General features: G+C 52.5%; 23 protein-coding genes and 1 pseudogene. 16 read left to right on the top strand and 8 right to left on the bottom strand.

The features are described from left to right. Positions 1-204 precede the first annotated feature (204 nt). The 5 genes from ACREYP_RS12505 (at position 205) to cueP (ending at position 5,978) form a co-directional block, all read left to right on the top strand. The gene (locus ACREYP_RS12505; RefSeq protein WP_498880891.1) at positions 205-873 is read left to right on the top strand and encodes a hypothetical protein; all 669 of its coding nucleotides are present in this window, start codon (positions 205-207) and stop codon (positions 871-873) included. A gap of 43 nt (positions 874-916) precedes the next feature. Beyond that, the gene (locus ACREYP_RS12500) at positions 917-1,405 is read left to right on the top strand and encodes a CS1 type fimbrial major subunit (RefSeq protein ID WP_498880890.1); all 489 of its coding nucleotides are present in this window, start codon (positions 917-919) and stop codon (positions 1,403-1,405) included. A gap of 218 nt (positions 1,406-1,623) precedes the next feature. Continuing rightward, positions 1,624-4,017 carry a CS1-pili formation C-terminal domain-containing protein gene (locus ACREYP_RS12495; protein ID WP_498880889.1) on the top strand — a complete coding sequence of 798 codons (2,394 nt, stop codon included), beginning with the start codon at positions 1,624-1,626 and terminating at the stop codon, positions 4,015-4,017. Continuing rightward, positions 4,017-5,276 carry a hypothetical protein gene (locus ACREYP_RS12490; protein WP_498880888.1) on the top strand — a complete coding sequence of 420 codons (1,260 nt, stop codon included), beginning with the start codon at positions 4,017-4,019 and terminating at the stop codon, positions 5,274-5,276. Before ACREYP_RS12495 ends, ACREYP_RS12490 begins: the two co-directional genes overlap by 1 nt. A 153-nt stretch (positions 5,277-5,429) precedes the next feature. Beyond that, entirely contained in the window at positions 5,430-5,978 is a 549-nt protein-coding gene (cueP, locus tag ACREYP_RS12485) for a copper-binding periplasmic metallochaperone CueP (protein WP_498880887.1), read from the top strand. Positions 5,979-6,015: 37 nt separating this feature from the next. Here cueP and ACREYP_RS12480 read toward each other — a convergent pair whose 3' ends face one another. Further along, positions 6,016-6,564: a helix-turn-helix transcriptional regulator gene (locus ACREYP_RS12480; protein WP_498880886.1), complete on the bottom strand. Its 549-nt coding sequence runs from the start codon at positions 6,562-6,564 to the stop codon at positions 6,016-6,018. Positions 6,565-7,277: 713 nt separating this feature from the next. Between ACREYP_RS12480 and pgaA the strand changes: the two genes are divergently transcribed. The 5 genes from pgaA to ACREYP_RS12455 all read left to right on the top strand — a co-directional run bounded on the left by pgaA (position 7,278) and on the right by ACREYP_RS12455 (position 14,054). Beyond that, the gene (pgaA, locus tag ACREYP_RS12475) at positions 7,278-9,719 is read left to right on the top strand and encodes a poly-beta-1,6 N-acetyl-D-glucosamine export porin PgaA (protein ID WP_498880885.1); all 2,442 of its coding nucleotides are present in this window, start codon (positions 7,278-7,280) and stop codon (positions 9,717-9,719) included. Positions 9,720-9,727: 8 nt separating this feature from the next. Then, positions 9,728-11,743 (top strand): poly-beta-1,6-N-acetyl-D-glucosamine N-deacetylase PgaB, encoded by a 2,016-nt coding sequence (pgaB, locus tag ACREYP_RS12470; RefSeq protein WP_336818781.1) that lies wholly within the window; start codon positions 9,728-9,730, stop codon positions 11,741-11,743. Next, positions 11,736-13,064, top strand: a complete 1,329-nt coding sequence (gene pgaC / locus ACREYP_RS12465) for a poly-beta-1,6-N-acetyl-D-glucosamine synthase (protein WP_336818780.1) — start codon at positions 11,736-11,738, stop codon at positions 13,062-13,064. The genes pgaB and pgaC overlap by 8 nt, the downstream gene beginning before the upstream one ends. Next, positions 13,064-13,498 (top strand): poly-beta-1,6-N-acetyl-D-glucosamine biosynthesis protein PgaD, encoded by a 435-nt coding sequence (pgaD, locus tag ACREYP_RS12460; protein ID WP_008459322.1) that lies wholly within the window; start codon positions 13,064-13,066, stop codon positions 13,496-13,498. Before pgaC ends, pgaD begins: the two co-directional genes overlap by 1 nt. 169 nt (positions 13,499-13,667) lie before the next feature. After that, the gene (locus tag ACREYP_RS12455) at positions 13,668-14,054 is read left to right on the top strand and encodes a hypothetical protein (protein ID WP_336818779.1); all 387 of its coding nucleotides are present in this window, start codon (positions 13,668-13,670) and stop codon (positions 14,052-14,054) included. 3 nt (positions 14,055-14,057) lie between these two features. Here ACREYP_RS12455 and ACREYP_RS12450 read toward each other — a convergent pair whose 3' ends face one another. Then, positions 14,058-15,197 (bottom strand): AbrB family transcriptional regulator, encoded by a 1,140-nt coding sequence (locus ACREYP_RS12450; RefSeq protein WP_336818778.1) that lies wholly within the window; start codon positions 15,195-15,197, stop codon positions 14,058-14,060. A gap of 139 nt (positions 15,198-15,336) precedes the next feature. Here ACREYP_RS12450 and ACREYP_RS12445 point away from each other — a divergent pair, with 139 nt between their 5' ends. Next, complete coding sequence (locus ACREYP_RS12445) at positions 15,337-15,969, top strand: TetR/AcrR family transcriptional regulator (RefSeq protein WP_336818777.1); 633 nt, start codon at positions 15,337-15,339, stop codon at positions 15,967-15,969. 57 nt (positions 15,970-16,026) lie between these two features. Here the strand turns inward: ACREYP_RS12445 and ACREYP_RS12440 are convergent, their stop codons facing one another. The 3 genes from ACREYP_RS12440 to ACREYP_RS12430 all read right to left on the bottom strand — a co-directional run bounded on the left by ACREYP_RS12440 (position 16,027) and on the right by ACREYP_RS12430 (position 18,627). Then, the gene (locus ACREYP_RS12440; RefSeq protein ID WP_498880884.1) at positions 16,027-16,347 is read right to left on the bottom strand and encodes a hypothetical protein; all 321 of its coding nucleotides are present in this window, start codon (positions 16,345-16,347) and stop codon (positions 16,027-16,029) included. 105 nt (positions 16,348-16,452) lie between these two features. Next, on the bottom strand, positions 16,453-17,130 hold the full coding sequence (locus ACREYP_RS12435; RefSeq protein WP_008459313.1) for a hypothetical protein: 678 nt from the start codon (positions 17,128-17,130) through the stop codon (positions 16,453-16,455). Between the two features lie 357 nt (positions 17,131-17,487). Beyond that, positions 17,488-18,627, bottom strand: coding sequence for a DSD1 family PLP-dependent enzyme (locus tag ACREYP_RS12430; protein WP_336818775.1), 1,140 nt, complete (start codon positions 18,625-18,627; stop codon positions 17,488-17,490). A gap of 93 nt (positions 18,628-18,720) precedes the next feature. Here ACREYP_RS12430 and ACREYP_RS12425 point away from each other — a divergent pair, with 93 nt between their 5' ends. From ACREYP_RS12425 to ACREYP_RS12415, 3 genes are all read left to right on the top strand, one after another. Continuing rightward, the gene (locus ACREYP_RS12425) at positions 18,721-19,629 is read left to right on the top strand and encodes a LysR family transcriptional regulator (RefSeq protein ID WP_008459311.1); all 909 of its coding nucleotides are present in this window, start codon (positions 18,721-18,723) and stop codon (positions 19,627-19,629) included. Between the two features lie 100 nt (positions 19,630-19,729). Beyond that, positions 19,730-20,134 carry an energy transducer TonB gene (locus ACREYP_RS12420; protein ID WP_498880883.1) on the top strand — a complete coding sequence of 135 codons (405 nt, stop codon included), beginning with the start codon at positions 19,730-19,732 and terminating at the stop codon, positions 20,132-20,134. 186 nt (positions 20,135-20,320) lie between these two features. Then, on the top strand, positions 20,321-21,064 hold the full coding sequence (locus tag ACREYP_RS12415; protein WP_336818773.1) for an LEM-3-like GIY-YIG domain-containing protein: 744 nt from the start codon (positions 20,321-20,323) through the stop codon (positions 21,062-21,064). Positions 21,065-21,630: 566 nt separating this feature from the next. On the opposite strand, the gene ACREYP_RS12410 is transcribed toward ACREYP_RS12415, so the two are convergent. Next, positions 21,631-22,191, bottom strand: a complete 561-nt coding sequence (locus tag ACREYP_RS12410; RefSeq protein ID WP_336818772.1) for a dCTP deaminase — start codon at positions 22,189-22,191, stop codon at positions 21,631-21,633. A 452-nt stretch (positions 22,192-22,643) separates the two neighbouring features. On the opposite strand from ACREYP_RS12410, the pseudogene ACREYP_RS12405 reads away from it, so the two are divergent. After that, positions 22,644-23,497: pseudogene (locus ACREYP_RS12405) on the top strand (aminoglycoside phosphotransferase family protein). A 10-nt stretch (positions 23,498-23,507) separates the two neighbouring features. Continuing rightward, positions 23,508-23,990 carry a glutathione peroxidase gene (locus ACREYP_RS12400; protein ID WP_336818770.1) on the top strand — a complete coding sequence of 161 codons (483 nt, stop codon included), beginning with the start codon at positions 23,508-23,510 and terminating at the stop codon, positions 23,988-23,990. A gap of 160 nt (positions 23,991-24,150) precedes the next feature. On the opposite strand, the gene ACREYP_RS12395 is transcribed toward ACREYP_RS12400, so the two are convergent. Beyond that, positions 24,151-24,438, bottom strand: a complete 288-nt coding sequence (locus tag ACREYP_RS12395) for a hypothetical protein (protein ID WP_498880882.1) — start codon at positions 24,436-24,438, stop codon at positions 24,151-24,153. Then, positions 24,435-25,610: a hypothetical protein gene (locus ACREYP_RS12390; RefSeq protein ID WP_008459295.1), complete on the bottom strand. Its 1,176-nt coding sequence runs from the start codon at positions 25,608-25,610 to the stop codon at positions 24,435-24,437. The genes ACREYP_RS12395 and ACREYP_RS12390 overlap by 4 nt, the downstream gene beginning before the upstream one ends. Positions 25,611-25,975 lie beyond the last annotated feature (365 nt).

The following is a 25,975-nucleotide window of genomic DNA, read 5'->3' as shown; positions in this document are numbered from 1 at the left end:
GTTTCTTAATTAAGCTGTTTAGCGTTGTGCAAATCGTGCTGGCAGACATAATACGCAGCAATGAAATTAATTTATGGCGATGCTTTTATGTCTTTATCTGAAAATAAACCGACTAAAACAAAAAGAAATGCGATATCCACAGCCTTGCCTTTGACAATGTTAATTACTCTGGCTATGCCGGCAGTCGCTGGCCCGGTGATCAATGTGGGTCCGTTAAATGAGTATATCTATTCCGGTAAAAATACCCTCGCCAAACGCATTTATAACTCCGGGGATGCCACGGCATTTGTACGCGTTGAGGTTAGTGAAATAGTTTATAACGAGCATAGCCCGGCAAAGGAAATTCCGCTTGATAATGCGGCCATTGTTAACGGGCAGGGCGCCGGGGTTATTTCGTCCCCGCCGCGGCTAATTATCCCTGCGGGCGGAATGCAAACCAACAGACTGGTCTATACCGGCGCCCGGAATAAAGAGTCTTATTATCGCGTGCGTTATATTCCCGTCGTGCCGAAAAACAGGGATGAATTTACGCTCAGCAAGGACGAAGTTGAAAAGTATCAGGATGCCATCAACGCCAGCGTCAGCGTACTCACCGGGTTTGGCACCATTGTGACCGTTCATCCCGATAGTGTTCGCTTCGATACGCAAATTACGGATAAAGGTAAAAAACTGCGTATCAGCAACAGGGGGAATGCCTCCGTGGTTATCAGCGACCTGAAATCCTGCGATGCAACACTTAAAGACTGTAGCCCCCCCGTCAATATTCAATTAAGGCCCGGCCGGAGCCTGGAGCGGGACATTGTGCCGCAAAAAATCTGGCACTACACGCTGAATGAAGGTAGTCAAAAAAAGGCGCTGAAATCAGGTTCGTAATTTGAAGTAACCCTGTTCTCTCTCTTATCAAAAGGAATGATATATGTACGCAAAAAAAATCACTTTACTCGGTGCCCTTCTGGCGACGGCATCGGCGGTTCACGCTGCCCCTCTGCAGGTTGATTTCAACGTAGAGGCGGCGGTCCCTGCTACTGATTTCTTCGTCACGCCAGTTAACGGCTGGAATGCCCAGACGCAAAAAATGGCATGGAATGCGGCGACGGGCTCTCTGGATGGGTTTTCTCAGCAGCTGCAAATGAAAAATTCCGGCGGGAGCATCAAAGCCTATCTGTCCGGGCAGCCTGTGCTCAGCTCGGCCAGCGGTACGGATACTATCGATCTCCAGGTGGCCATTGCCGGCCAGACGTTGCCGGTTGACGCCGTGTCAGCGGTCACGCTGTACAACACGACCGAAGCCGCAGCAGAGAAAACGGCCACCCTGACGGTAAGCCAGAAAGCGGCTGGCTCTAAACCAACGGCCGGGACCTACATCGGGGCCGTGACCATGATGTTTGATACCGATACGCCTTAATTTTAGCGGCAGCAGTATTCATGGATTGTTCGGTTACCGAACAATCGTGCATTGAGGAGAAAAGAGAGAGGGATTTCTCTTTTCTTTCTTCGGAAAGAAAATTTCAGGCGTTTGATATTATGGGATTCTTGCGTCCATTAACAGGGTCGTTATTTCTGCTTTTCAGCAGTGTAAATGTTTGGGCTCAGCCTGCGACGCTTGCCAGCCAGGCAGCGGCTATGCCGGATGATTTTCAGGCGTATTTCTTCAATGCCCCGCTTTCAGCCCGCATCATGGTAGATAACCGGGTCCTGGGCGATGCCATGATCATCGTGACGGAGGATAACCGGGCCAGGATTATCCATTTTACTGATAACGGCGACAGTGAGTTTAGCGAGGCCGAACGCCAGCGCTGGTTAAAGGCGTTCACTGACTTTGTTCCGCTTGGGAAGTGCAGTGACCATGCCTGCCCGCCGGGGCTGCTGGCGGCGGATTACAGCCTGAGCGATGCCCGCCTCGTTTTACTCACGCAGCAACCGGGAAACGACGCGAATAAATACTGGTATACCTTACCCGAAGATGGGGATTCAGGCCTGCTGCTGAATAACCAGCTTAACCTCAGCGGCAGCGAGCAGCAGTCAAGCATGAGCTGGAACGGGGGCCTGGAGGCGGCGCTGGGGAGCTGGACATTAATGAGCCAGTTTCAGCATGACCAGACCCGCAGCAACAGCCTCGGCAGCACTTCCCGCCATGCCATAACCTCTCTCTACGTTCAGCGTGAATTTCAGCAACACTTTCTCCGTACCGGGCTATTTACGCCGGACAGCCAGGGTCTGCTGCGCCAGCCTTATACGCCGGGAGGCGGTATCAGCACGCTGGCGGGCATGATGGCGGGCAGCGGCGATGCACTACTGAAGGGCGGGGATATTCCGGCGCTTTATCCCGTCTACGTCTCCGCCAACCGTGAAGGTGTGGCTGAAATTTACCGCGACGGTACCCTGATAAATTCTCAGCCTGTTGAACCCGGCCTGCAAATGTTAGACACCGTGCCGCTGCCGGCCGGTATCTATGAAGTTGAAATTCGCCTCATTGAAGACGGCCGTGAGAGCAGCAGGGTCACTGAAACGATTAATAAACCCACCCGCTGGCGAACGCCGGGCCAGCGCCTGCGCTATAACGTGTTCGCCGGGCAGCAGCAGACGCTGTGGAACAGTGACAAAAGTGAAGATAACGGTGAATTTGCGGCCGGGGCCAGCGTCAATTACCTGCTGCATCCGCTGGCGACGGTCGGCGTGGCCGTGCAGAAGACGGGGGAAGAGCGTCAGGCCGGGGTTTCACTCGACTGGCAGGCGGCAAAGCCGGTGCAGCTGTACGGTAATATCTGGCGGAGCAATCTCACCGGTCACGGGTTTGATACCCAGGGAATATGGTCGCACGCAAAGGGTAACGTCGCCCTCAGCCACAGCCGGAGCTGGTATCGCCAGGAAGATGAACCCTACCGGTATACGGCTCGCCCTTCGCTGGAACACAGCAGCGTGCTGTCCACCACCTGGCGCCTGAACAGCGAGAACAGCCTCACCGCCCGTCTGACGCACAGAAGCCGTCACAGCGGTATCGGTGCCGACGTGGGCTTTAATACCCGTACCGTACTTGCCGGGAACGCCATTAACTGGCGGCTGGCCGCGTTTGATCGCCCCTACGGCAATGGCAGCACGTTACGCAACCGCGGCGTGAGTCTCTCCGCCAGCTTCGCGCTCGGCGGGCAGAAACGCAGCGGCAATATCAGCGTCGGCAGCCGCACGGACACCAGCGGCAGCCGGGATCTCTATACCTCCGCCTCGGTCAATCAGACCTGGGACAAAGGCCCCGTGAAGATGACGACGGCGACGCTGACGGCGGACCGCCACGGCGCAGGGTTCAGCACTTACAACCAGTTTGATACGCCGATGATGGCGGGCACTTTCTGGGGGCAGAGCTCAACGCTGGACGGCAGGCTGTCCGGCGGCCTCAATACCGGCAGCCTGCTGGCGTTGGGTGGCGGGCGGGTCACAATGTCGAAACAGGCGGCACATTATCAGGGCGGCGGCATGATAGTGGATGTCTCCTCCGACGATAAAAATGCCGAACTGGTGGCGCTTTATCCGGGCGGTGCCGTGCCGCTCAAGCCGGGCAGGAACTTCATTCCGGTCGATGCCTGGCAACCCGGCACGGTGCAGATTGACTTCCCCGGCACGGAAGCCCCGGCGCTGAAAGTCGAGCCTGAATACCTGAGCTACCAGCATATTCGCGGGGGCGTCAGTGCGTATTCCGTGAAAGTGATGAAAACGGTGACGGTGATGGGGCGCCTGGTGGACGGCAATGGCCACGCCCTGGGCGGTGCTCAGGTGGTGAATCATGCCGGCAGGACGGTCACCGAATCCGACGGGCTGTTCACCCTCGAAGTGCATGAAAACAACCCGGTGCTGGCGGTGGAATACCGCGCAATGAACCAGTGTGAAATACGCCTGAATCCCACCACGCAGAAAACGGCCGATGAGATTATTTTCCTCGGCAATCTGACCTGTGACGAATTACCGCTGGCGGGGAACGCAGGCTATGCGGCCAGCAAAGCAGCCAGGAATAAGGACATATAATGTTTACCCGACAGATGTATATTATCGACTTCATTAATAACGCCCTGTTTCGCAGAAGAAATACGGCAGCACTGTCCGCGCTGCTTTTATTGGCGATGATATCCACAGTCAACGCTGCAACGGTGGACGTCACTACGGAGTTTATCGCCGACCTGCAGCAGCCGCAGAAGAATGCGTTTGTGAATACTACCCCGGTCTCAGGATTTTGCTCTCAGCACTCTACGCTTTGTAACGTGGGGGAGTTCAGTATTTTGATTCCTGGGGTATCGGCGGAAAAATATTTTGACTATACGAGTGATAACCCACGCAATTATACATCAATATCACTTGATGGCACGGCAAGGAATATTGTTTTAAGAGATGATAAAACAGGGAATCAAATTACAGGGGTATTTCGTCTGGCTTTTTTTGGTATGCAACACACGTCGTTAGATGGATATAACATGTTTAATGCAATGAACGGCGCGGGTCGTTATCCTCAGGGCGGGTGCTCAGGGCGGATTGGCGTTGGTACTTCTTATAATGTGTTCAGACATGGATGGGGAGTGCCAGAAAAAAAGCTGACCTGCTGGCGGAAGCTTAGTAACTCTTTTCAAGGTGATGTTCGTATTTCCGATTTTAGCTTTGGCTATACGTTAGAAACACCCAATCCATTAGGTGTTTATAGCGGTGAGTACGAGGGTGAAGTGGCTTATACCGTTGGTGAAGGCGAAGATATTGACTTTAATGCCGAAACGACCTCTGACACTGAAATTAGAATAAAAATAAAGGCGACCGTACGCCATGCCTTCCAGGTGAAGTTTCCCTCCGACGCGGAATTTATCAAGGTCAGCCTGGCCCCGAAAGGCGGCTGGAGCCAGTGGGCAAACGGTGGGCGTGTCCCTGATTCCCTGAGTCAGGAGGTCCCCTTCACCCTGTCGTCCACGTCCGGCTTCACTGTCAATATGCGCTGTGAGTATGATTTGGAGGGGGCCTGTGCGTTACGCGAAACAACATCCCCCACCGGAGAAAAAATACCGCTGGAGGTTTCTCTCACCTTACCGGGTTATAAAACGGAAAACGGAAGAGAAGCCAGAAATCTGCTGTTGAATTCGTTACCGGCTGGCCATGTTATTTTACCTCCCGGCGAGTTTGTTGTTCATCGTCGCTCACAGGTTGATTTTAAAGTCCGGAAACCCGGCGTTGAAACGATGGTGAAATCCCCAGGTTCAACCTGGAAGGGAGTCGTGACGCTATTGTTTGATGCTCAGGCGGACTAGAAATGTCGGAAAATAGCTGATTGAGATCAATTAAAACTTTATAAATACAGAATCTTACCGTTCTTTACTGCCATGCCTTTGACCTTCCCCCAGAGGGAAGGTGTAACGTCCGCGTCAGTGGTTGTTAAACCTTACTCTGGAAAAGGAAACAGGATGAAAATACGTATCATGACGGCGTGGCTGGCGCTGGCCCTTAGCGGGTCTGCCCTGGCGGCCACACCTGAGGCAAATGCCTTTCTGGCGAAACACGGGCTGGCGGGAAAAACTATCGAGCAAATGGTTGAGGCTATCGACCAGTCCCCGCAGGCCCGCCCGCTGGGTTTTAGCGCCGGTGTGACCAGCCGTGCGCTGGTGCTTTCGGACGGGCAGCAGAAGTTTAGCTACCCGCTGGGGGATAAGTTCTATCTGTCGTTTGCGCCATACCTGCAGCAAACGCATCCCTGCTTCAATCACAGCCTTTCCGGCTGCCAGGGTGAGATGGTCAATACGCCCTTTGAGGTCAAAATTACCGATAAATCGGGCAACGTTATCCTGAATAAAACGCTGACCAGCCAGCAAAATGGCTTCATCGGCGTGTGGCTGCCGCGCAATACCGAAGGGACGGTCAGCGTCAGCTATCAGGGCCGCACCGCGCAATCCGCGTTTGCCACCTTCGACGACAGTCAAACTTGTATGACCACCTTGCCATTGCAGCAATCATAAGCCCGACGGGCGGCGGCCTCATGGCACACTGCCCAAACTAGGGGTACTGTTGCTCTTCGTCGGTATAAATGAGCAGGCAGGCCTCATTAAAGTTGGCCAGTCCCAATCTCTCGTAAAGTTCATTCCGTCGGCGATAAAGACTTTTCAGTGACGTGCAGAGCTTTTCCGCCACGGCTTCCATAGGTAAACCCTTTCTTAGCCACATCATCATCTTCCGCTCCTCCTGACTCAGGCGCATGGCATAAAACCATTCCCCGGCCTGGCGATCTAGCTTCACTTTTTGCAGCAGCCAGAACAGTCCTTCAATGTCCCGGTACGGCATCGACATATCGAGGCTCCACTTAAGTCTCAGTGGGGAGAGTTCACTGTGGCGCATATCCAGCATGATGCAACGTACCGGTGCCTCCGCTTTCTCTGCGCTGGTGATGATGTTTTCCCACTGTTCCAGTGGTAACCGGCTATCGACCAGGACAGCGTACTCTTTGTAGCCATAGCTGAAGCTTCTTCTGTCGACGGAGTACAGTCGAATAACATCAGGAAAATAGTTTTTTATTCCCTGGTAAAGATAGCGATCTTGTGTGATCAAAATTGTCGCATTCACCGCAGTGTATTCCTTTAATATCATACAATCCAAATGCCTGGCCATTGAAGCCAGGGGTATGCGTATTCACAGCGTGTCACTATTATTTCTTTAAAAATGAGCTAACTAACCTTTAGGTAAGTGTTGGGGTTGATATTAATAGTTGGTAAAGCGTTAGTGGCAAAGAGATATCCTTCTTTTTTCCTGATGTGGGAAATTATAAATAAAATGAAATAAGAGAGAAGTCCGTGGCTTGGAAATTAGGAATCTTTGCCAGGAAATGTCCTGATTAATACGTTGATTTTCACTTAAACATATTGATAAAAACATCTTCCATATCATTTTTATATTTTTGATGTGGTTTTTTTTCATTTCAAATCAGTTGCTTGTGTTTTTGTTTTGTATTGAAAGTTATTCATTGAAAAGTCGGTACAGAGTATTCTTAAAAGCATGTTTTCGGCCGTCAGGAAGTGTTCACAAAATTATTCATGGTGACTTATCATTCTTGCTGTCTGACCTAATGTGTAATCTCCGCTATTTTGAGTTTGTTCCTAAAGCCAGATGCAGAAAAAGACGTTAAGTGAGGTGTGCCCGTTTAAATAAATACTCTGCATATCAAAAGAGTGTTTTACCGTGTGAATTACATCCGCTAGTGCCGATATCCGGCATTTAACGCGGCGGATAAACTATGCTCATTCATAATGGAATAATAGATATTTATGGAACAGCGGCTGAGTATCAATAAGTTATTCTTTTATCATGGCGTGAAGCTGTCGTTATTTTTAATCATGCCAGGGCTGCTTTCAGCGCAAGGGGTGGGGGCAACATCGCGCTATGACAGTCAGGTATTACAGGCACGAAATGGGGATTATCAACCCCTGCTTGACGCCTTAAAGCATAAGGCACAGCAAAGAGCATTGCACCCGGAACAGGTGGCCGACTGGTTGCAGGTCGCCTCCTGGGCCGGGCGTGATGATGAAGTGGTCAGCGTGTGGCAGCGTTATCAGGAGCGTACTGCTATCCCGGCTCGTGGAGTCGCCGCCACGGCGCAATCTCTGCGTAACCTTCATCGCTGGACGGAATCACTTTCCCTCTGGGAGCGGGTGCTTCAGCTCTCGCCTGGAAACGATGACTATCGCATAGGGCAAATTAAAACGCTGGCCGACGGGCAAAAAGCCTGGCAGGCCAGAGATGAAGCTCTGCGTTTGATCGAGGAAAAGCCGACGCTGGCGCATTGGCAGACGCTCTCTTATGTCTATCTTCGGCAGGGAAAAACCTGGGACCAGTTGCTAAGCGACACGCAGGCCATCGCGCTTGCTCCAGGGGATAAAACGGTGCTGCAAAACCTGATATCCAGCCTGACCGTGAACAGGGTGAATACGCCAGCGCTGGCGTTTGCCAGGCAAGCGAACCTTCCGGCAAATGAGCGCAGAAGTCTGGAACTTAACGCGTTGGCCGAAAGGGTGCGCATGGCTGAGATCCCTCCAGGAGAGGAAAAAGCTCGTTTTACCGTCGCGCAGCGGGCGTTGGATCGTTACGACGTTTTGCTCGCCGAATGGCGTGGTAATCCGCAGGCTCAGCAGGACGTTACCAGAGCGCGAATAGACCGGCTTGGTGCACTTTATGCCCACAATCATTACCCAAAGGTCATTCAGGAATATGAAGCCCTGGCCTCAGAAGGCGTGCGCGTTCCACCCTGGGCTTTACGCTGGGTTATTGCGTCTTACCTCGCGGTAAAGCAGGTAGAAAGGGCGCAGGCGCTAACGCCGCAGCTGTTCAGCGGCGCGACGAATGAGAATGAGCAGGCGATGTTTTATGCCTTGCTGGACAGCGGACAGTACGACGCTGCCGCTCGTTATCTGCAAAACCTGACTCAGACAACGCCTTATCGTCGCTACGTGCCGGGTTCCCCGAATCCCAAACCAAACGATCGCTGGCTGGAAGCTAAAACGCTCTCGCTGCAATACCTCCTGTCAACCAATGCACTGCCAGCAGCAGAAACGTTGTCCCAGCGCCTGGCCAGTACCGCGCCGGGCAACCAGGGGTTACGTATTGATTATGCCAGGGTGTTGCAGGCGCGCGGGCTGCCGCTGGCCGCTGAACGAGAGTTAAAAAAGGCGGAGGTGCTTGAGCCATCCAACCTTGAGCTGGAGCGGCAGCAGGCTTATGTCGCGCAGGATCTGCACGAGTGGCGGCAAATGGATTTGCTGACCGACGATGTGATGCTGCGCGCTCCGCTGGATATCGCTTCTCAGCGGCTGAACCGAACGCGCGAAATCCACCGAATGTCCGAACTGCGCCTTAACGGCCAGCAGGAGATCCACTCTGATACGCCCGTCAGCGGGGCACACGACTTTAGCTGGGATATGGCGATTTACGGCCCACCCGTAGCCGACAGCTGGAGGCTGTTTGGCGGTCACCGTTTTGAGCGCGGTCGTTTTGAAGAAGGTAAGGGCTTAAGCCGCAGCGTGTTTGGGGGGATAGAGTGGCGGGCGCGCAATAGTTGGGTCGAGCTTGAACTGGCGAACAATAACTTCAACGGTGGCAATAAGCCTGGCGGGCGAGTTTCGGCCTGGCACAGCTTCAACGACAGCTGGCGAGTAGGAGGCGAAGTGGAACGCCTGGCCCGGGCAACGCCGCTGCGGGCTTTACGCAACGGGGTAAGTGCGAATCAGGCCAACCTGTGGGTGCGCTGGCATCAAAATGAACGGCGTGAATATCAGCTCGCGACCGCGACCAGCTGGTTCTCGGACCATAACCACCGCCAGGAATACACCTTCCAGGGCAAAGAACGGCTATGGCAGACGGCGCGGATCACGCTCGACCTGCAGCCCGGTGTGGCATACGGCACCAACAGCAAGACCGACACCGCCTATTACAGCCCGAAATGGGACTTATCCGCCGCGCCGACGCTCGCCGCTAATCACGTGCTGTACCAGCGCTATGACACCATCTGGAGCCAGCAGATTAGCGCCGGAGCGGGTATTTACCGGCAAAAAAATTATGGGGCGGGGGCGATGACAACCCTGGGATATGGCCAGCGTATCCAGTGGAACAACGTCCTCGACACCGGGGCCATGCTGAACTGGGAAAAGCGCCCCTGGGACGGCAAGCGGGAAACGCATCTCGCCATTGCTTTTGATGCAAATTTACGATTTTAAGGACAAACATGCTGACCAACAGTTTTCGCCTCGGCCTGATCGTTTTTGGCTGGTTATTGACCTTTTCTGGCCTGGGCGCGCAGGAGATTCATTTTCTGCCGCCAAAAGCGCGGCCGCTGCCTGAAGCCAACCAGCCCTGGCCGAAGAACCATTTTCTGGTGCTGGCTTACCATGACGTTGAAGACCGCGACCCCGATCAGCGTTATCTGGCGGTGCGCACCAGCGCCCTTAACGAGCAAATCAGCTGGCTGCTGCAAAACGGCTACCGCGCGGTAAGCGTGCAGTCGATTCTGGACGCTCACCGGGGCGGCACGCCGCTGCCGCCAAAGGCATTTTTGCTCACCTTCGATGACGGTTACAGCAGCTTCTACACCCGCGTGTGGCCGTTGCTTAAAGCATACAATGTGCCCGCACTCTGGGCGCCCGTGGGCAGTTGGGTAGACACCCCGCCGGGGATGAAGGTGGATTTTGGCGGGCTGATGACCGCCCGCGATAAGTTTGCCACCTGGGATATGGTGCGCGAGCTTAGCCAGTCCCCGCTGGTTGAGATAGGGGCGCACACATGGGCTTCACATTACGGTATTCAGGCGAATCCCCAGGGAAGCCGTGAGCCTGCGGTGGCCAACCGGGCGTGGAATAAAGTCACTGGCCAGTATGAAAGTGACGAGCAATTCACCCGCCGTATTGACGACGACGTGCGCCAAATCAGTCGCAAAATTCAACAGCTCAGCGGGAAGGCCCCTCGCGCCTGGGTCTGGCCCTATGGCGCGGCCAACGGCACCTCACTTAGCGTGCTCAAAAAGCAGGGCTACCAGCTGGCGTTCACGCTCAATGATGGTCTCGCTGACGCCCGCGACCTGGACAATATCCCGCGAGTGCTGATCTCGGGCAACCCGACGCTCAAAGCGTTCGCCAGCATGGTGAGCCGCGTCCGGGAGCCCGATCCGGTGCGCGTTATGCATGTGGATCTCGACTACGTCTACGACCCGAACCCGGTGCAGCAGGCGAAGAATATCGATGCGCTGGTGCAGCGAGTGTATGACATGAAAATCAGCCATGTCTTTTTGCAGGCGTTCTCAGACCCGCTTGGCGACGGCAATATCAAGTCGCTCTATTTCCCCAACCGTTGGCTGCCCGTACGCGCTGACCTGTTTAACTTTGTCGCCTGGCAGTTACGCACCAGGGGCGATGCCAAAGTCTTCGCCTGGCTGCCGGTGCTCTCTTTTGATCTGAATGCCGCGCTGCCCAGGGTGCAACGCTGGGACGCCGCCAGCGGGAAGACGCAGCGGGCCACCAGCCCTTATCTACGGCTTTCCCCATGGAACCGACAGGTTCGCCATCAGATAATCGACATCTACGAAGATCTCGCCCGACATGCGGTATTTGACGGCATTCTTTTTCACGACGACGCGCTCCTCACGGACTTTGAAGATGCCGGGCCGGACGCCATGGCCGCCTACCGGCAGGCAGGGTTCCAGGGCAGCATCGGCGACATTCATCAAAACCCTGCCGAACTGCGAAGCTGGGCGCGCTTTAAAAGCCAGACGCTGATCGAATTCACGCGCACGCTGACCGACGCGGTGCGGAATATTCGTGGCCCGCAGATAAAGACCGCCCGAAATATCTTTGCACTGCCGATTCTGGAGCCAGAGAGCGAGACGTGGTTCGCCCAGAACATTGACGATTTCCTGGCCGCTTACAACTGGACGGTGCCGATGGCGATGCCGCTGATGGAGTCCGTGCCGCCGGAAGAGAGCAATAGCTGGCTGGAACGGCTAATTAAAGCCGTCGCGGCGAAGCCTTCGGGAATGAATAAAACCATTTTTGAGCTTCAGGCGCGCGACTGGAACCACAAGACGCAGAAAGGCATCGCGGATAAACAGCTGGTGGAATGGATGCAGCTGCTGCAGCTGAATGGGGTGAAACACTACGGCTATTACCCGGACGACTTCATCAATAACCAGCCTGATATTTCACATATCAGACCTGAAATGTCCTCTTACTGGTACCCAAACAATGACTGATCGTCTTCTTTCCTTGCTGATTCTGGGCCTGGTCTTTGGGCTGCCGCTCGGTATGGCGGCGGTATTTACCGGGAAAATCCTGTTAGATTTTGTGTTCTTCTGGCCACTGTTTATGTCGGTACTGTGGATGACCGGCGGGCTCTATTTCTGGTACCGGCTGGAGCGCCACTGGCCGTGGGGCAAAGATGTGCCGCCGCCGCAGCTGGAAGGTAATCCGCTGATTTCTATTCTGATCCCGTGCTTTAACGAAGGCAAAAACGCCCGGGAAACGATAGAGGCCGCGCTGGCCCAGCGCTACACCAACATCGAGGTTATCGCCATCAACGACGGCTCTCGGGATAACACCGCCGAGATCCTGAATCAGCTCGCGGTGGAATACCCAAAACTACGAGTGATTCATCTGGCGGCGAATCAGGGTAAAGCTGTAGCGCTAAAGGCCGGGGCCGCCGCCGCACGCGGGGATCTGCTGGTGTGCATCGACGGGGATGCCTTGCTGGAGCGGGACACGGCAGCTTATCTTGTGATGCCGCTGATTAGGCACTCTAACGTGGGCGCCGTAACCGGAAACCCACGGATCCGCACCCGCTCGAACCTGATTGGCCGGATCCAGGTCGGTGAGTTTTCTTCGATAATCGGGCTGATTAAACGCACTCAACGCATTTATGGCCGTGTCTTTACCGTTTCCGGCGTGATAGCCGCTTTTCGCCGCCAGGCGCTGGCGGATGTCGGCTACTGGAGCCCGGACATGATCACCGAAGACATTGATATCAGCTGGAAACTGCAGCTGCATCACTGGACGCTCTATTTTGAGCCGCGCGCGCTGTGTTGGATCCTAATGCCGGAAACGCTCAAAGGGCTTTGGAAACAGCGACTGCGCTGGGCGCAGGGCGGGGCGGAAGTGTTTCTGGTCAACCTGCGTCGCCTGTTCCGCTGGGAACACCGCCGGATGTGGCCGCTGTTTATGGAGTACGTGTTGTCGACGGTGTGGGCCTTCGCCTACGCGATCACCATCCTGCTGTTTATTGCCAGCCACCTGACCACGCTGCCGGCAAACCTGGTGGTTGAAACGCTCTTTCCGCCGGCGTTTACCGGGCTGCTGCTGGGCGTAATGTGCCTGATGCAGTTCCTGATCAGCCTGTTCATTGAGCGGCGCTATGAAAAGCGGATCGCCGGGTCGCTGTTCTGGATCGTCTGGTTCCCGCTGATGTACTGGATGATAGGCCTGTTTACCACTCTGGTGTCGTTCCCGAAAGTGATGCTTAAACGCCGCCGTGCCCGCGCGCGCTGGGTAAGTCCTGACCGTGGAAAAGGAAGAATATGATGCAGACCAACACGCTGATTTTGACCGAAGATCGACTGGGACCGCGCCTGTTCGATGGCCTGATAACCGCTATTGCCTGGGCCGGTTTTTTGTACTTTGTATGGAAAAACTTGCTGCTGCAGCTGATGTTATTGCCCGACCAGCGCGGGGAAATCATCGCGCAGTCGCTCAATTCCGTGCTGCTGTACCTGCTGATTGCGGTCATCAACGGTTGGTTGCTGATCCTCTGGTATCAGTACAGCCTGCGCAGGTACAGCGACCGATACCTCGATGAACACAAACCGTTTCAGCCTGGCGACCTCGCCCGCAGCTTTAACCTGCCGACACAGCTGGTGTCCGAGATGAGCCGCTATAACCAGTTAACGGTTTATCACGACCAGATTGGGCAGATAATCGATCTTAAAAATAATCGTGCAGAGAGCGAAGCGGATTAACCCCGGTTTCCCGTCAGTATTCTGAACAGCGGCAATACCCGGACTCAATAATGGGTTCGGGTGGCCGATAATCTTAATTGTTCGTTGAGTCAGATAAACATTGTGGGTGGCTGGAGAGGTTTTAGCATCGCTTGTGCGGGTGAAAAAGAATCAAAAAAGAGGGGGAGTCGTGCAATCAGTTCGATTATTGGGGGACGGGTGGGAACCTCATGTGAATCAGGAAGGGGAGCGACTGATTTACTCGCAACCCGTTGAATCAGGGTTTATAAGCCACTCTTTCGACTTTGAGATTCTCCCTGCGGATCTGGATGTTCTGCGTACGGATGATTACAGGCGCGCAGCCCTTGAGGTGATTGCACACACTTTGCTGCAGCATTCGACATTGAGGGGAAATCTTCGTTTCACTCAGCGTGATTTTGACTGCCTTGTCGCGAATACGCTTCACACTTCGTCCGACTTCCTCCCGGTATTTATTGCGCGAGTGAACAGGGAGCACAACATTCATATCGAAAGTTATATTGAAGAGACGATGAAACGGCGTTCAGCCAGAAACTGAGTTTCACCTCTTCGCCTGCCGCTGCATGATATTACCGATGATCGGCCCGAAGGCGACCAGAATAATAAAACGGGTCATCTGCATCGACATTACAAAGGCAATGTCGATGTGCTTGCTGGAGGCGGCGATAATTGCCACGGAATCGGCCCCGCCGGGGCTCATGGCTAAATAAGCGGTGAGCGGGTCGATATCGGCCACGACCACCAATCCCGCCGCCATCAGGCCGCAAAGGGCAATCAAAATCACAATGCTGACCGCGATGCGCGGCAGTACCTGGGCGGCATGTTTTAACAGCGGACGCGTAAATTTCAGCCCAATGCGCCAGCCGACGATGGTGTATGCCAGCACCAGCACCCACTGCGGAAGCGCGATCTCAATCCAGTTATTTTGCGAGAGCACCACGCCAGCGACCAGCGTGATCAACAGCGCTCCGGCAGGCAAACGCAGAAGTTTGGCCGCAATACAGCCGAAGGCAATAAGTCCAAAAGTTTCAGCCATCGCAACGTAAGAGCCGTGTGCAAAAAGATCGATCGTCGCAGATGTGGCAGGGACGTGCTCACCTGAGACTTTCATCAGCACGGAAGCGACGCTTGCTACCATAATCACCCGCAGATATTGCATGGCGGCGACAAGCTGTGTGTCTGCGCCGTTGGCTTCGGCCATCAGCGTCATGGCCGTGGCTGCGCCGGGGCTTAATCCCCAGAGCGCGGTGGTTCCGGGCAGGATGCGCATGCGGGTCATTATCCAGCCGAGCAGCATGCAGATAAAAATCACCGAAAAGACGCAGACAATAAACAGCAGCCAGTGAGAGCCGAAGGTGTCGGCGAGGCTGCGGGGCATTTTGCTGGCAATCATGCAGCCGATGATGCCCTGGGCGATGAGAAACAGCGTGCCGTTGGGCTGAATTTTTGCGCCGTTCAGCGAGACCACAATCCCGGCGGCCATCGGCCCGAGCAGCAGGGCGGCAGGAATATTCAGCCAGGTAAGCAGCCCGCCGAAAAGTGCGGTGGCAATAATCAGCGTGCTCCACTGCATACGCTGTGGTGACAGCAGGCGATAACCGTTAGGTGTGGCAGGATCTTGTTTCTTCATCGTTGTATAGCCGCCCGCAGCGCGGAAGAATATTCGTTTAAGCTGGCTCACGCCGGAGTCGTGGCTTACACTCAGGGAGAGTTAAGTTATGCGAGGATGTTCTCGCATAACTCAGATTCTAGAGGATGCCCTCGCATATCTCAATGGGCGTTATGCGAATAAATGTTAGCGGATTGATACGAAATATTTTATGACGAAACCAGCGCCCTTAGCGGCAAACCAGCCTAAACGCCTGCGTGGCCATCTTCGTGTGGCGGCGATAACTGAAGCGGCCACACGACTCTTCGGCGAGAAGGGCTTTGACGCCGTAACCATGACCGAGATCGCGGCCAGCTCCGGCACGGCCATTGGCTCGCTGTACCGGTTTTTCCCCAACAAAGAGTCGCTGGCCGACGCGCTGCTGCTGGAGTACACCCGCGAAGTGATCGACCGACTGGAAGTGCTGGAGGCCAGCGTTACCGGGGTGGACATCCCCACCGCGGCAGATCTGTTCACCCGCTTTGTGCTTTCGCTGCAGTCACAGCGAACCTTTGCCCTGAGGCTGGTGGAAGAGCGTGGCGAGCATGAAGCGGCCCGCCTTCAGTTCAGGGATGCCATGCGCGGCGGGTTCTCCACCGCGCTGCAGGTTGTGATCCCCAGTTTATCCGCCGACCGTGCCGGCCTGATGACCATTGTTATCCTGCAAATGCTCAAAGGTGCGGCGGCGGCCAATCTGCAGAATGACGCAGAGCGTAAAGCGGTGCTCAACGAAGCACAGACGCTGCTGGAGCTGTACCTGACGACGGAAAAAACAAAGGGCGCCGCGTCGAAGCCGATGCGCTGAGTCGTTAAAAAATGGCGGAATAAACCGCCATCCTTATAAGGTTATTTTCAAACAAGATTAATTATTCCTTTCAGGGTTTAATACCCACTCAATGGCCAGTTTGAGTGGGGCGACAATAGGCCACTGGCTAAATCGCTCGCAGGCCTGCCTCAGCTTTTCCGGGTCGATTGTCTGGTTGGTACCCACGGTTTCATTTTTAGATGATCCGACACTCAGATTAGTTTTTCCATTAGAAAAAATATGAAAGTGAGGATATTTGGTGGCGGTTGGTGGGTTGCCTATATAAGTATCGCCATTATTTTCCATTACTTTACAATCATGTTTCTTAGCCCAGGATGTAAGGTCATCGACATTGACCAGATCATTTTCTTTTAACATTAAACACCTCATTTAAATGCTATTGTTTGATGATAAGTAACAGGCCATAAAAATAAAGAGCTTCTGCAGGGGTAATAAATCCGTGCAGAAGCTCAATATTTATGTTTAACAGCTCGATACCACGGTCCAGGTACCGTCGGCATTATAAGTAACGTCAAAAATTGACTCTCCTTCGGTGGCGTCACAAAGCGCAGCGCTGTTGGATGAGCTGGTGAAGTTCATTACCGTGCCGGACTGGTATGACCCTGTCTGGATGTAGTATTTCAGAATTGGCTGGCAGTCCAGGTTTTGGTTTGGTAACACCGTGGTGAAGTTTGACAGTACGACGCTGCCATCGCCCAGCATAACGGCAGAGCCGCCGTTGACGTGGTTTAGATTAGGGCTAAAGACCGGCGAGACTATGCGAAACGATCCCGGTTCCGCCTCCGCGTCTGTCACTGGCGAGCTTAACCCAAAGGGATTCAGCGACAGGCTGGTGGAGTTTCCTTTCGACGGGGTGCCGGTGGCCGGCGTCAGGTCGATAGGGCGGATAGCGGATAAAAATCCTGATTGTTTTCCTACCACAGGAGGCGTATTTGCCTGTTGAACTCCGGCATAAAATTGCATATTAATCAGAAAAGTATAAGTGCTGCTGCTGGTCGAATAAGGTGCCAGTACAATACTCTGGATACTATTTGAGTAGACATTACTTCCACCACTGTATATAGCGGGTTTTTGAAAGAAGAAAAAGTCCTGCTGAGTGCTGCTCTGATTAGTCAGATTAAATTTAATCATTGTGCTCATGATATATACCTTTTGCTGAGTGAATGTAATAATTACAACCTGAATTAAGTAATGCATAATATATTTGTGTTGTTGTTATGCCATAGGTAGTCCTCCCGATATATTAGGGGGTGATTGAGGTCAGAGAAATAAATAAAAATAATTTCTGTCGTATTCAAATTAATATCACTGGCAAAACATAAAACAAACTAATTTATAGATCGTTACAATTGACACCATAAATCAGAGGTCGTTTTCAACAACATATAAGATTTAGTTGTGAAATATATGTTCAAACCTTCGGGCGTGGGAGCACAAAGGCATGGCAAAAAAGGGAACCTTTCGGTATCCCCCGCCGTTGATTAGCCTGACTGACGCTTACCAGCCCACGATCCGCGACCAGACCTCGTGCCCCTCGCCATCTTCGCTCAGAACCTGATAGTGCTGATGCATGGCGGCGGTGGCGCAGGCGTGGTTGGGCAGAATGCGCACCCGGCTGCCGACGGGGAAATCATCGACGGTCAAAGTTGAACTGTCCGGCAGGGCAACGATGCCGTGCTCCTGGTTGGTCGTGGTGACCAGCAGGTTTTCGTAGGGATCCCCGCTCAGGCTGCACACCTGGCCATAAGCGTAGTCCTGGCTTTGCGCCGCCGTGCCCCTGTCGCGGGAAAGCGCCATCCACCCGGCATCAATAAATATCCAGCCTTTCTCCCTGTTGTGGCCAATCACCGTGGCGACAACGCTAAGCGCAATATCCTCCAGGCGGCAGACGCCGACGTTTTTCATCACCAGGTCGAAGGTGGTAAACACCCCGGCTCTGACTTCACTGATGTCCGTGAGATCGTCCGCAAAATGGGCTGTCGGCGTGGCCCCTACGCTTAATACGGGACAGGCATAGCCCTGCGCGCGCAGGCGGCTTCCGGCGGTTTTAATAGCGGCACATTCGGCTCTGGCGGCCGCGAGAATAGCTTCGTCCGTGCGGCAGCTATAGGATTCTCCGGCGTGAGCAAGCAGCCCGGTCAGCGTCGAGCCGCTTGCCTCAATGATGCGGGCCAGGGTCAAAAGAGCGTCACTGTGCGGCGGCAATCCGCCCCGGTGGCCGTCGCAATCCACCTCAATAAATACCGAAAACTTGAGGCCGTGCGCCCGGCTGTATTCGGCCACGGCGCTAGCCTGTGGTTCGCTGTCGAGCAGAATGTGCAGGTTCACGTCTTTAGCGATCAGCGCCGCCACGCGGGGAAGTTTATGGGGCGCGATGCCGACGGCGTAAAGCAGGTTGGTGTAACCCGCAGCGGCAAAGGTTTCCGCTTCGGCGAGCGTGGAAACCGTGGCCGGGGAATCACTTTGTTCAAGCAGGTAGCGGGCGGCCTCAATGGAGCGCAGGGTTTTCAGGTGTGGCCGGACCTCGCTGCCCAGAGCGTGAACGCGCGAGTACAGGCGCTCAATGTTGCGCAAATATTTGCTTTTCTCGATCAGCAAAAAGGGGGTATCACGGGTGGTGATCCATTCGGCGGACATAGCGGGTCTCCTTTGGGGTGAGGCTGTATCTTGTCATCCGGCTTATTAGGTATAAATTAATATAAAATCAATTAATGATTAGGTTCAGGCTTAATGATAAACAGCGACGATCTGGCTTTCTTCCGTACTATCGCTACTCACGATACGCTGGCCGCCGGCGCAAGGGCGATGAATGTCACGCCGCCCTCCGTTACGCAGCGGCTGCGCGGGCTGGAACAAAAGCTTGGCGTCGACCTTATTCTGCGGCCCTCGCGGCAGGTTTCACTCACCGATGAAGGCTCGCTGCTGCTGAGCCGGGCGGAGAAGATCCTCACCGAGCTGGCTGGCCTGCAGTCTGCTCTGGACGACAGGCGGCAGCAGGTCAGAGGCAAGCTGCGCGTGCTGGCCCCGCTGGGATTTGGTAACGACTATATTGCGCCGCTGCTGGGGGAATACGCCGCGCAGCATGAAAACCTTGAAGTGGAGTTGACACTTTCCGACGACCCACATTGGGCCAGGCTACACAAATGGGATCTGGTGATTTTCATCGGCGAGCTACGCGATTCCAGTATGCACTGCATCAAGCTTGCGCCTAACCAACGCTTTATCTGCGCTTCCCCGGACTACCTGAACCGAAAAGGCACCCCGCTGACGCCGGAACAGCTGGTGGATCACGACTGCATTGCGCTGCGGGAAAACAGCGAAGACGTGACGCTGTGGCGCTTCTCCGGCCCCAAAGGGGACTGCCCGCAGCGGATCTCGCCCAAATTGTCGAGCAACGAAGGGCGAGTGGTAAAAGAGTGGGCGCTGGCGGGCAGGGGGATCATTATGCGGTCCGAATGGGATGTGCTGCCGCAAATTCACAGCGGCGAGCTGGTGAGACTTCTACCGGAATACACGCTGCCGGATGCCGATATCGTGGCGCTGAGCGGCACTCCGCAGGCAGAACGAAGCCCGAGGGCGCAAAAGTTTATCGAGCTGCTTAAGGCGCGGCTGGCGGGGAGGCCGTGGGCTGAGTATTAATATTGGTAGGTCAAAAAGTGAATCGTTGAGCCGGGTGAAGTGGCATAATTCAGCGGTGGTAAAAGCCACGTAATGCAATGCTTCATAAAAGGATTTATGGATGACTAAATTATCGATGCTGGTCATGCTCGCAATAATGCTTTCAGGATGTGCTCCATTAACCCCGAAAGAGTGTATAAAAAAGAGTGCGCTTGATAGTTGCACCTACGATCGCGCGGGAAAAGTTTCCGATACGGATATTTATGGTCAACAGGCCTCGGGGATAAAGAAAGCACTTGATGCCGCGCTTGCTGAGCCTCATGCCTGGAATGGAAAAAGGTGCAATGTGCACCTTGATTTTAAAATAGATGGAACCTTGCAAAATTTCATCGTGAAAGGTGGAGACCAGAGCTACTGTAATGCGTTGCTGGCAGCCTCCAGGCACGCAAAATTCCCGGCCTTTACCGAACAACACATTTACGACGTTATGGGATCGGCACGTTGGAATATGGAAGGGCAGCCCTGAGTTTTTGATTGTCGATGTAGTCTGTTTATATTTTTCCGCTTTGTGCCAGAAGCGTACGTTACTAACTTTGGCCAATATTCATCAATTGGAGCAGGTCAATTAATTCGCTAATTGTTTCGAGCTTATGTTCTGAACTTTAATGCCGATAGTGAATTTAAGTACTTGTCTCCCTAAGGAAGCATGGTTATGAAGGATATTTCAAAATACTCGAAAGCTTTAGGGATGGCTAAATCCTATGTTTATGCGTTTTATGACACTGAAGATGCAACCAAGAAACCGTTTTATATAGGCAAAGGCAAGTCAGAACGCTGTCTTGATCATATAAAGTATAATGATGACTCTCCGAAATCAGAACGAATTAATCATCTGTTAAAAACAGGAAACCTAGGTATCGACATACTACGCCATGGCATGGATGAGGCAACAGCGAAGCTTGTTGAAGCAACATGTATTGATCTCTTAGGTGTCGGAGAACTGACCAACAAAGTACGAGGAAGCAGCTCCCTTATGGGGAGAATCACGCTTGATGAGCTCAACCATCTCCTTCTTAAGCAAGAGACGGAAATCGCACCTGAACATGCAGGGCTCGCTTTTTTGCTAAACAGTACCTACAAGTCTGGCATGAGTGCACTTGCATTATATGAAGCTACGCGTGGCGTCTGGGCAAAAGTACCAAAAGATAAAAATCTACGCTTTGCATACGCTACTTATGGCGGTTTGGTGATGGAAGTTTACGAGATACAGTGCTGGATAAAAGCAGGCTCTCAGCAGTACTTCACACGAAAAGTGATCACCCCTCCCGAAACCGACCGTTCTGAGTTTGTTGGAAGAATCGCATCACCAGAAGTCAGAGAATTATACGTAGGTAAGCTCATCAAAAAGTCGCGCAGTCATGGTAGCCCTTTCGTAAAAGTCGGGCTGGCGCAATAAACTAACCTACGATATTTCCGGTCGCCATAACGGCGACCGGTTCAATTAAAACGACCAGCGCACACCCGCGCTGTAACGCCAGCCTTTCGCGCCGTTGCCGTCGATCTCTTTGCGGTAAACCGCGCAGCGTATGAGTCAAGCCATTGCATAAGCAATAAGCCCCGACTTTATTGTCATTAATCTCTGGCGAATAAGGCTTTAACTCCGACGCCCTCGACAGTAAGATAGGGAACATCAAACCTTGCACTGCCACAAGGCTTAGTAACAATGGATTTAATTTGAACACAAAGTATTCCTCAACAAAGTAAGAGAATGCGTGCAACGGCGTTCCGCTGCGCTGGAAGTTAAGTCGCCGATATAATTTACTTCAGAAATTTAATGTTTGGTGTCTGGTGTAATGAGTATCTACGTATTACGCGGGAAACGTCTAGTTTGAGTTAAGTAATTATGAGTCGGGAGATGGGGTTTAGGAATTCGGCTTGGAGCAATAATATAATTTTTGGAACTAAAAATAAGTAAGGCTGGTTATTGAATATTCTAAATAGCCCAACTTATGACTCTAAAAACTATCTGACAGGCTTCAAGGCGAAATTAGCAGGCATTGCTTCCTTCTTCTCTGAATATATCCCATTATAAGTCTTAGTAGCTGGCGTGACATGATCATGAAGTCTTAAATGACAAAATTTTACACCTGGATATATTTTAATTGAGTTGCAAGAGTTATTTATTATTTCAAAAGTAATTGATGGTGGTTTATTTTCACCAAAAGATGCCGCAACATGACATGAGCTAAAATTAACTCCAAGACCTATACGAGCATAGCAAGATAGTTGGTAAGGTTCGGCGCAAACTGTATGATCCAATGAAATCATTTCGACTGATGATGCTAATGAAAACTCCCCGGGATGAATTATTATCCCATTATCGTCCAAGTCAATATCATTAAAAAATACTGAAGTATCTGTATGTTTAGCATCTATGAATGACTCGATTTTTTTCATCCGGAATAATTTTTTGTCCATCCTGAGAAAATAACTTGATGGCCTCATATATTCATCAGAGTAGTTAGCAATCGTTATCGATCCTGCCTCAACTTTTGAAATGATGTCTATATTGGAATAAATCATGACTTAATCTCCGTGTAGTAATCTTTACTACCAAACCCATAAAATTCTTTCTTAAAAGAAAAGTTAGAAAATATCTCAGGAGGAATGATTAGTGCTTTTGGTTTTACATATTTCTAATATATCTAAAGCTTCAGAGTCCAGTAAATAATTCCCAACCACCTCTACAGCTTTCAACCTAATGCTCTCTATACTCCACTCAGTCACTTTGGTGGGTGTATCAAAACCTACATCCTAGCGGACCGTCAGCTCAGGTAAGGTGTCCACCATGTGCCAGTACCTCGCTTAACCTGCAAACCATTAAGCGTCATGAACAGTGTCGCCAATTTTATCTGGCAGCATAAATTTCATCTCTCGCTCAAAGCAGCCTAATATTCGTTTGGCTGTTTATCAGGCGGGGCTGACAACCAGCCCCGCACTGGTAACTTGACTCAATGGGAGATAAAAACCGCCCTATGGATAAAGACAAACTAAGCTGCTGGCTGAAACGCTGGAATCTGATTCCGGACGGCACTCCCTTTCATACCCATACGTCGCAGCTGCTGCCGGTGAAAACCGCAGCTGATGGCGCTGAGGCTATGCTGAAAGTGACTGCCGACAGGGATGAACAAACGGGAACTCGCTGCTGGTCTGGTGGGCAGGCAGGGGCGCGGCGCAGGTTATTGCCCATGAAGATGAAGCCATTCTTCTCGCCCGGGCCACCGGCTCCGCGTCATTAGCCACAATGTCCAGAGAAGGTCAGGATCTCGAAGCCTGCCGTATCTTATGTGCTACGGCAAACAGGCTGCATCGCGTTCGGCAAAAGCCTTTGCCCCAGTTGCCTTCGCTGGATGATTGGTTTGCTTCGCTAAAAATAGTGGCGCAGCAGCGGGGCGGCTTGCTGGCATTTTGTTCAGATATCTCCCAAGAACTGCTTACCACTCCGCAGGATGTTGTGGCCTTACATGGTGATTTACACCACGACAATGTGCTTGATTTTGCATCATCGGGCTGGCGGGCGATCGATCCTAAAGGCGTCATAGGGGAGCGGGGATTCGATTTTGCTAATATTTTCACCAACCCGGATCTGGATAACCCAGCTCCGCCGGTCGCTACCGTGCCGGAGATTTTTAAGCGCAGGCTGCGTGCCGTGAGTGAGATAGCAAATCTGGACAGAGAGCGGCTTCTCAAATGGATCATTGCCTGGGGCGGACTGTCCGCAGCGTGGTCATTGGAAAGTGAAAGCACTAACCCCACCGCATTACGCGTTGCTAAGCTAGCGATAGAAGAATTACGGCCCGCGCTGCGTGGCCATTTTGACGTGCACTGAGGACCCCAACATGAATCCATTTCATCAACTGACGGCCACGAGCCTGACTGGCCAGCAGATCGCTCTGTCCGATTACGCCGATAAGCTGGTGCTGGTGGTCAATACCGCCAGCCAGTGTGGCTTCACGCCGCAGTACGCAGGCCTCGAGGCGCTCTATAAGAAGTACGCCGCGCAGGGGTTGGTGGTGCTTGGTTTCCCCTGCAATCAGTTTGGTAAGCAGGAGCCCGGTGACGCCGACGAAATTGCCCGGACGTGCCATATTAACTACGGCGTGAGTTTTCCGATGTTTGCAAAGGTCGAGGTCAACGGTACCTCCGCGCATCCGGTGTTTCGTTATCTGAAGAAAGAATTGCCTGGCGTGCTGGGCGGGCGGATCCAGTGGAACTTCACAAAGTTCCTGATTGGCCGGGACGGAAAACCGCTGAAGCGTTTTGCACCGTTCACTACCCCGGAGAAAATGGAAGCCACAATTGTGGCTGCACTTAAAATCTGATTGCGCCCGGAAGTTACCTATAACGATACCTGGTCAGAGGTAAAGCCGCGGGAATTACCGGCATTCATCGAATATTCAGTTGGCGATGCTTCCCTGGCGCCAGTAAGAAACTATCCACCCGTTATACCACGGGCAGGATAGTTGCTTTGGCATCTAAAGTTTAAAGATTGGTGCACTGGCTGGAGTTTTTACCCCGCCAGGATTTACCCCCGGAGTTTTTGCAGTTATGCGCATCCTTATTATTAAGGATTTTCCCGCTACAATTTCTGGCCGACCAGCATTCATTCCTGTCGGCATTAGCCTCACTCGCTTTTTTTTCGTCGGCCGTCAGCACCAGGGGCGGCTTTTCATTGGCAGGTAAAGCCCCGGATGCCGGTTGCTGCGTTTCGGCCATCGCCATGCCCTGGCACAGAACAGCGATAAGAATTGCGATAACGAGTGTTTTCATGACGCATCTCCAGATTCAAGTTTGAACAGGGTTTGTACTCTGTAACTTTTAAAGAACTGCATTTGCGCCCATTCGGAAACGGCGACCAGGCTGACGTTACCTTTTTTGGTCCGGCGATAAATGACTACCGCCGTACTAAATACCCAGGGAACAATCAGCACATCGCTGTCCTGCGGCGCTGTGAAGGACTCTTCAACAATTTTTTCAGTCACGGACTCACGGCTGACTTCCAGCACATTGGTGACGCCAAACTCCATATCCATACTGGAAGCCACTTCTGAACCGGTGATTGGGTCGGCGGCTTTTTCGGACAGCGAGGTTTTGAGTGACCAGTTGACCGTCAGGACGTTTTTAATGGCCGAAGTGACGGTGACTTTCTCGCTGGTGCTGCGCGTTGACCCAGCAGGGACGTTAATAAAGGTACGAGGGTTATTACCTACGCTGTAAATTGCCACAGCAAAATATTCATCAATGAACAAATCCTGCGCGTACGGCGTGGGATAATCCACATCGCCAATACCTTCCCAAAGCGCAGGTTCCACTACCAGGGGTTCTGAGCGAGCGAGCAGGCGCTTCGTCAGGTAAGGCCCGTCAGGGATGTACTGCAATGGGTTGAAGTCATCAATGGCCTGTAAATCTTTTTCGACGTCGCTCCAGTTGCGCACGTCCGGGTTTTTGGCGGCCACTTCGAGTAGCCAGGCCCGGTACTCCTCTTCGACCGCATCATTCTCTTTAACTTTCACCGGGATTATCCCCTCATCCAGAACCAGCAGCTTTTTATCTCGCCCGGCCCGGATCGTGATGGAACGGCTAAAGTCATGCCCGCCGCTCGGCAAGTTTGTCCATCCGCTTGCGGTCAAGGCGCCGCCGGCAGACAGACTTGAGTCGTTAGATCCGCTGAAAGGGACATCGATCATCAGAGAGACGGCACCGTAGCCTTTTTGGCCCGGGGGCACTTTGTCTTTCCATTGCGCGTGGCATTCATAGCCGGTCCAGGTTCCCCTTGCAGCACGGATGCCCAAAGCCTGAACGGTTGCATTAGGTTCAATGCTGATGGGGCCACGATCGTCAACGGAGTTCCGATACCAGGTTCCCCATTCAATTGAACTGCTGTCTACCTCAAGCACCCTGTCCGTGGCATTCGTTATCGTCAGATAAAAAGTCCAGGCCATATTTAAACTCCTCATTAAAAGCCAGCTAACTGAATAGCGAGCAGAGCAAATAACAAAAGTGAGAAAATTGCTGTGTGAGTTGAAAAATTAGAGTGGCGCTGTTTTTTTGTCAAAGCCACCATTTTTGATGTGGGAATATATTCCTTATAAAACACAAGGGGCAGTTTATGCTGACATACAGCGTTAGTGGGCAGGGCAATCGGCTTGTAGGGATAAATTATTTTTGGCTGATTTTTTATGCTGACATTAATAAAACAAAAATAATATTTGTCTTATTTTGGGGTGGTGGTGTTTATTGTTTAATAATGCGAAAAATATTCGAAATATAGAGTGCATCATATTTTGAATATCTGCTTGCTTAGCTC

Source organism: Enterobacter sp. TMH.L2, from assembly GCF_050847315.1.
Taxonomy (GTDB): domain Bacteria; phylum Pseudomonadota; class Gammaproteobacteria; order Enterobacterales; family Enterobacteriaceae; genus Cedecea.
The sequence above is the reverse complement of the archived record's forward strand: the minus strand, read 5'-3'. Positions and strand labels throughout refer to the sequence as shown.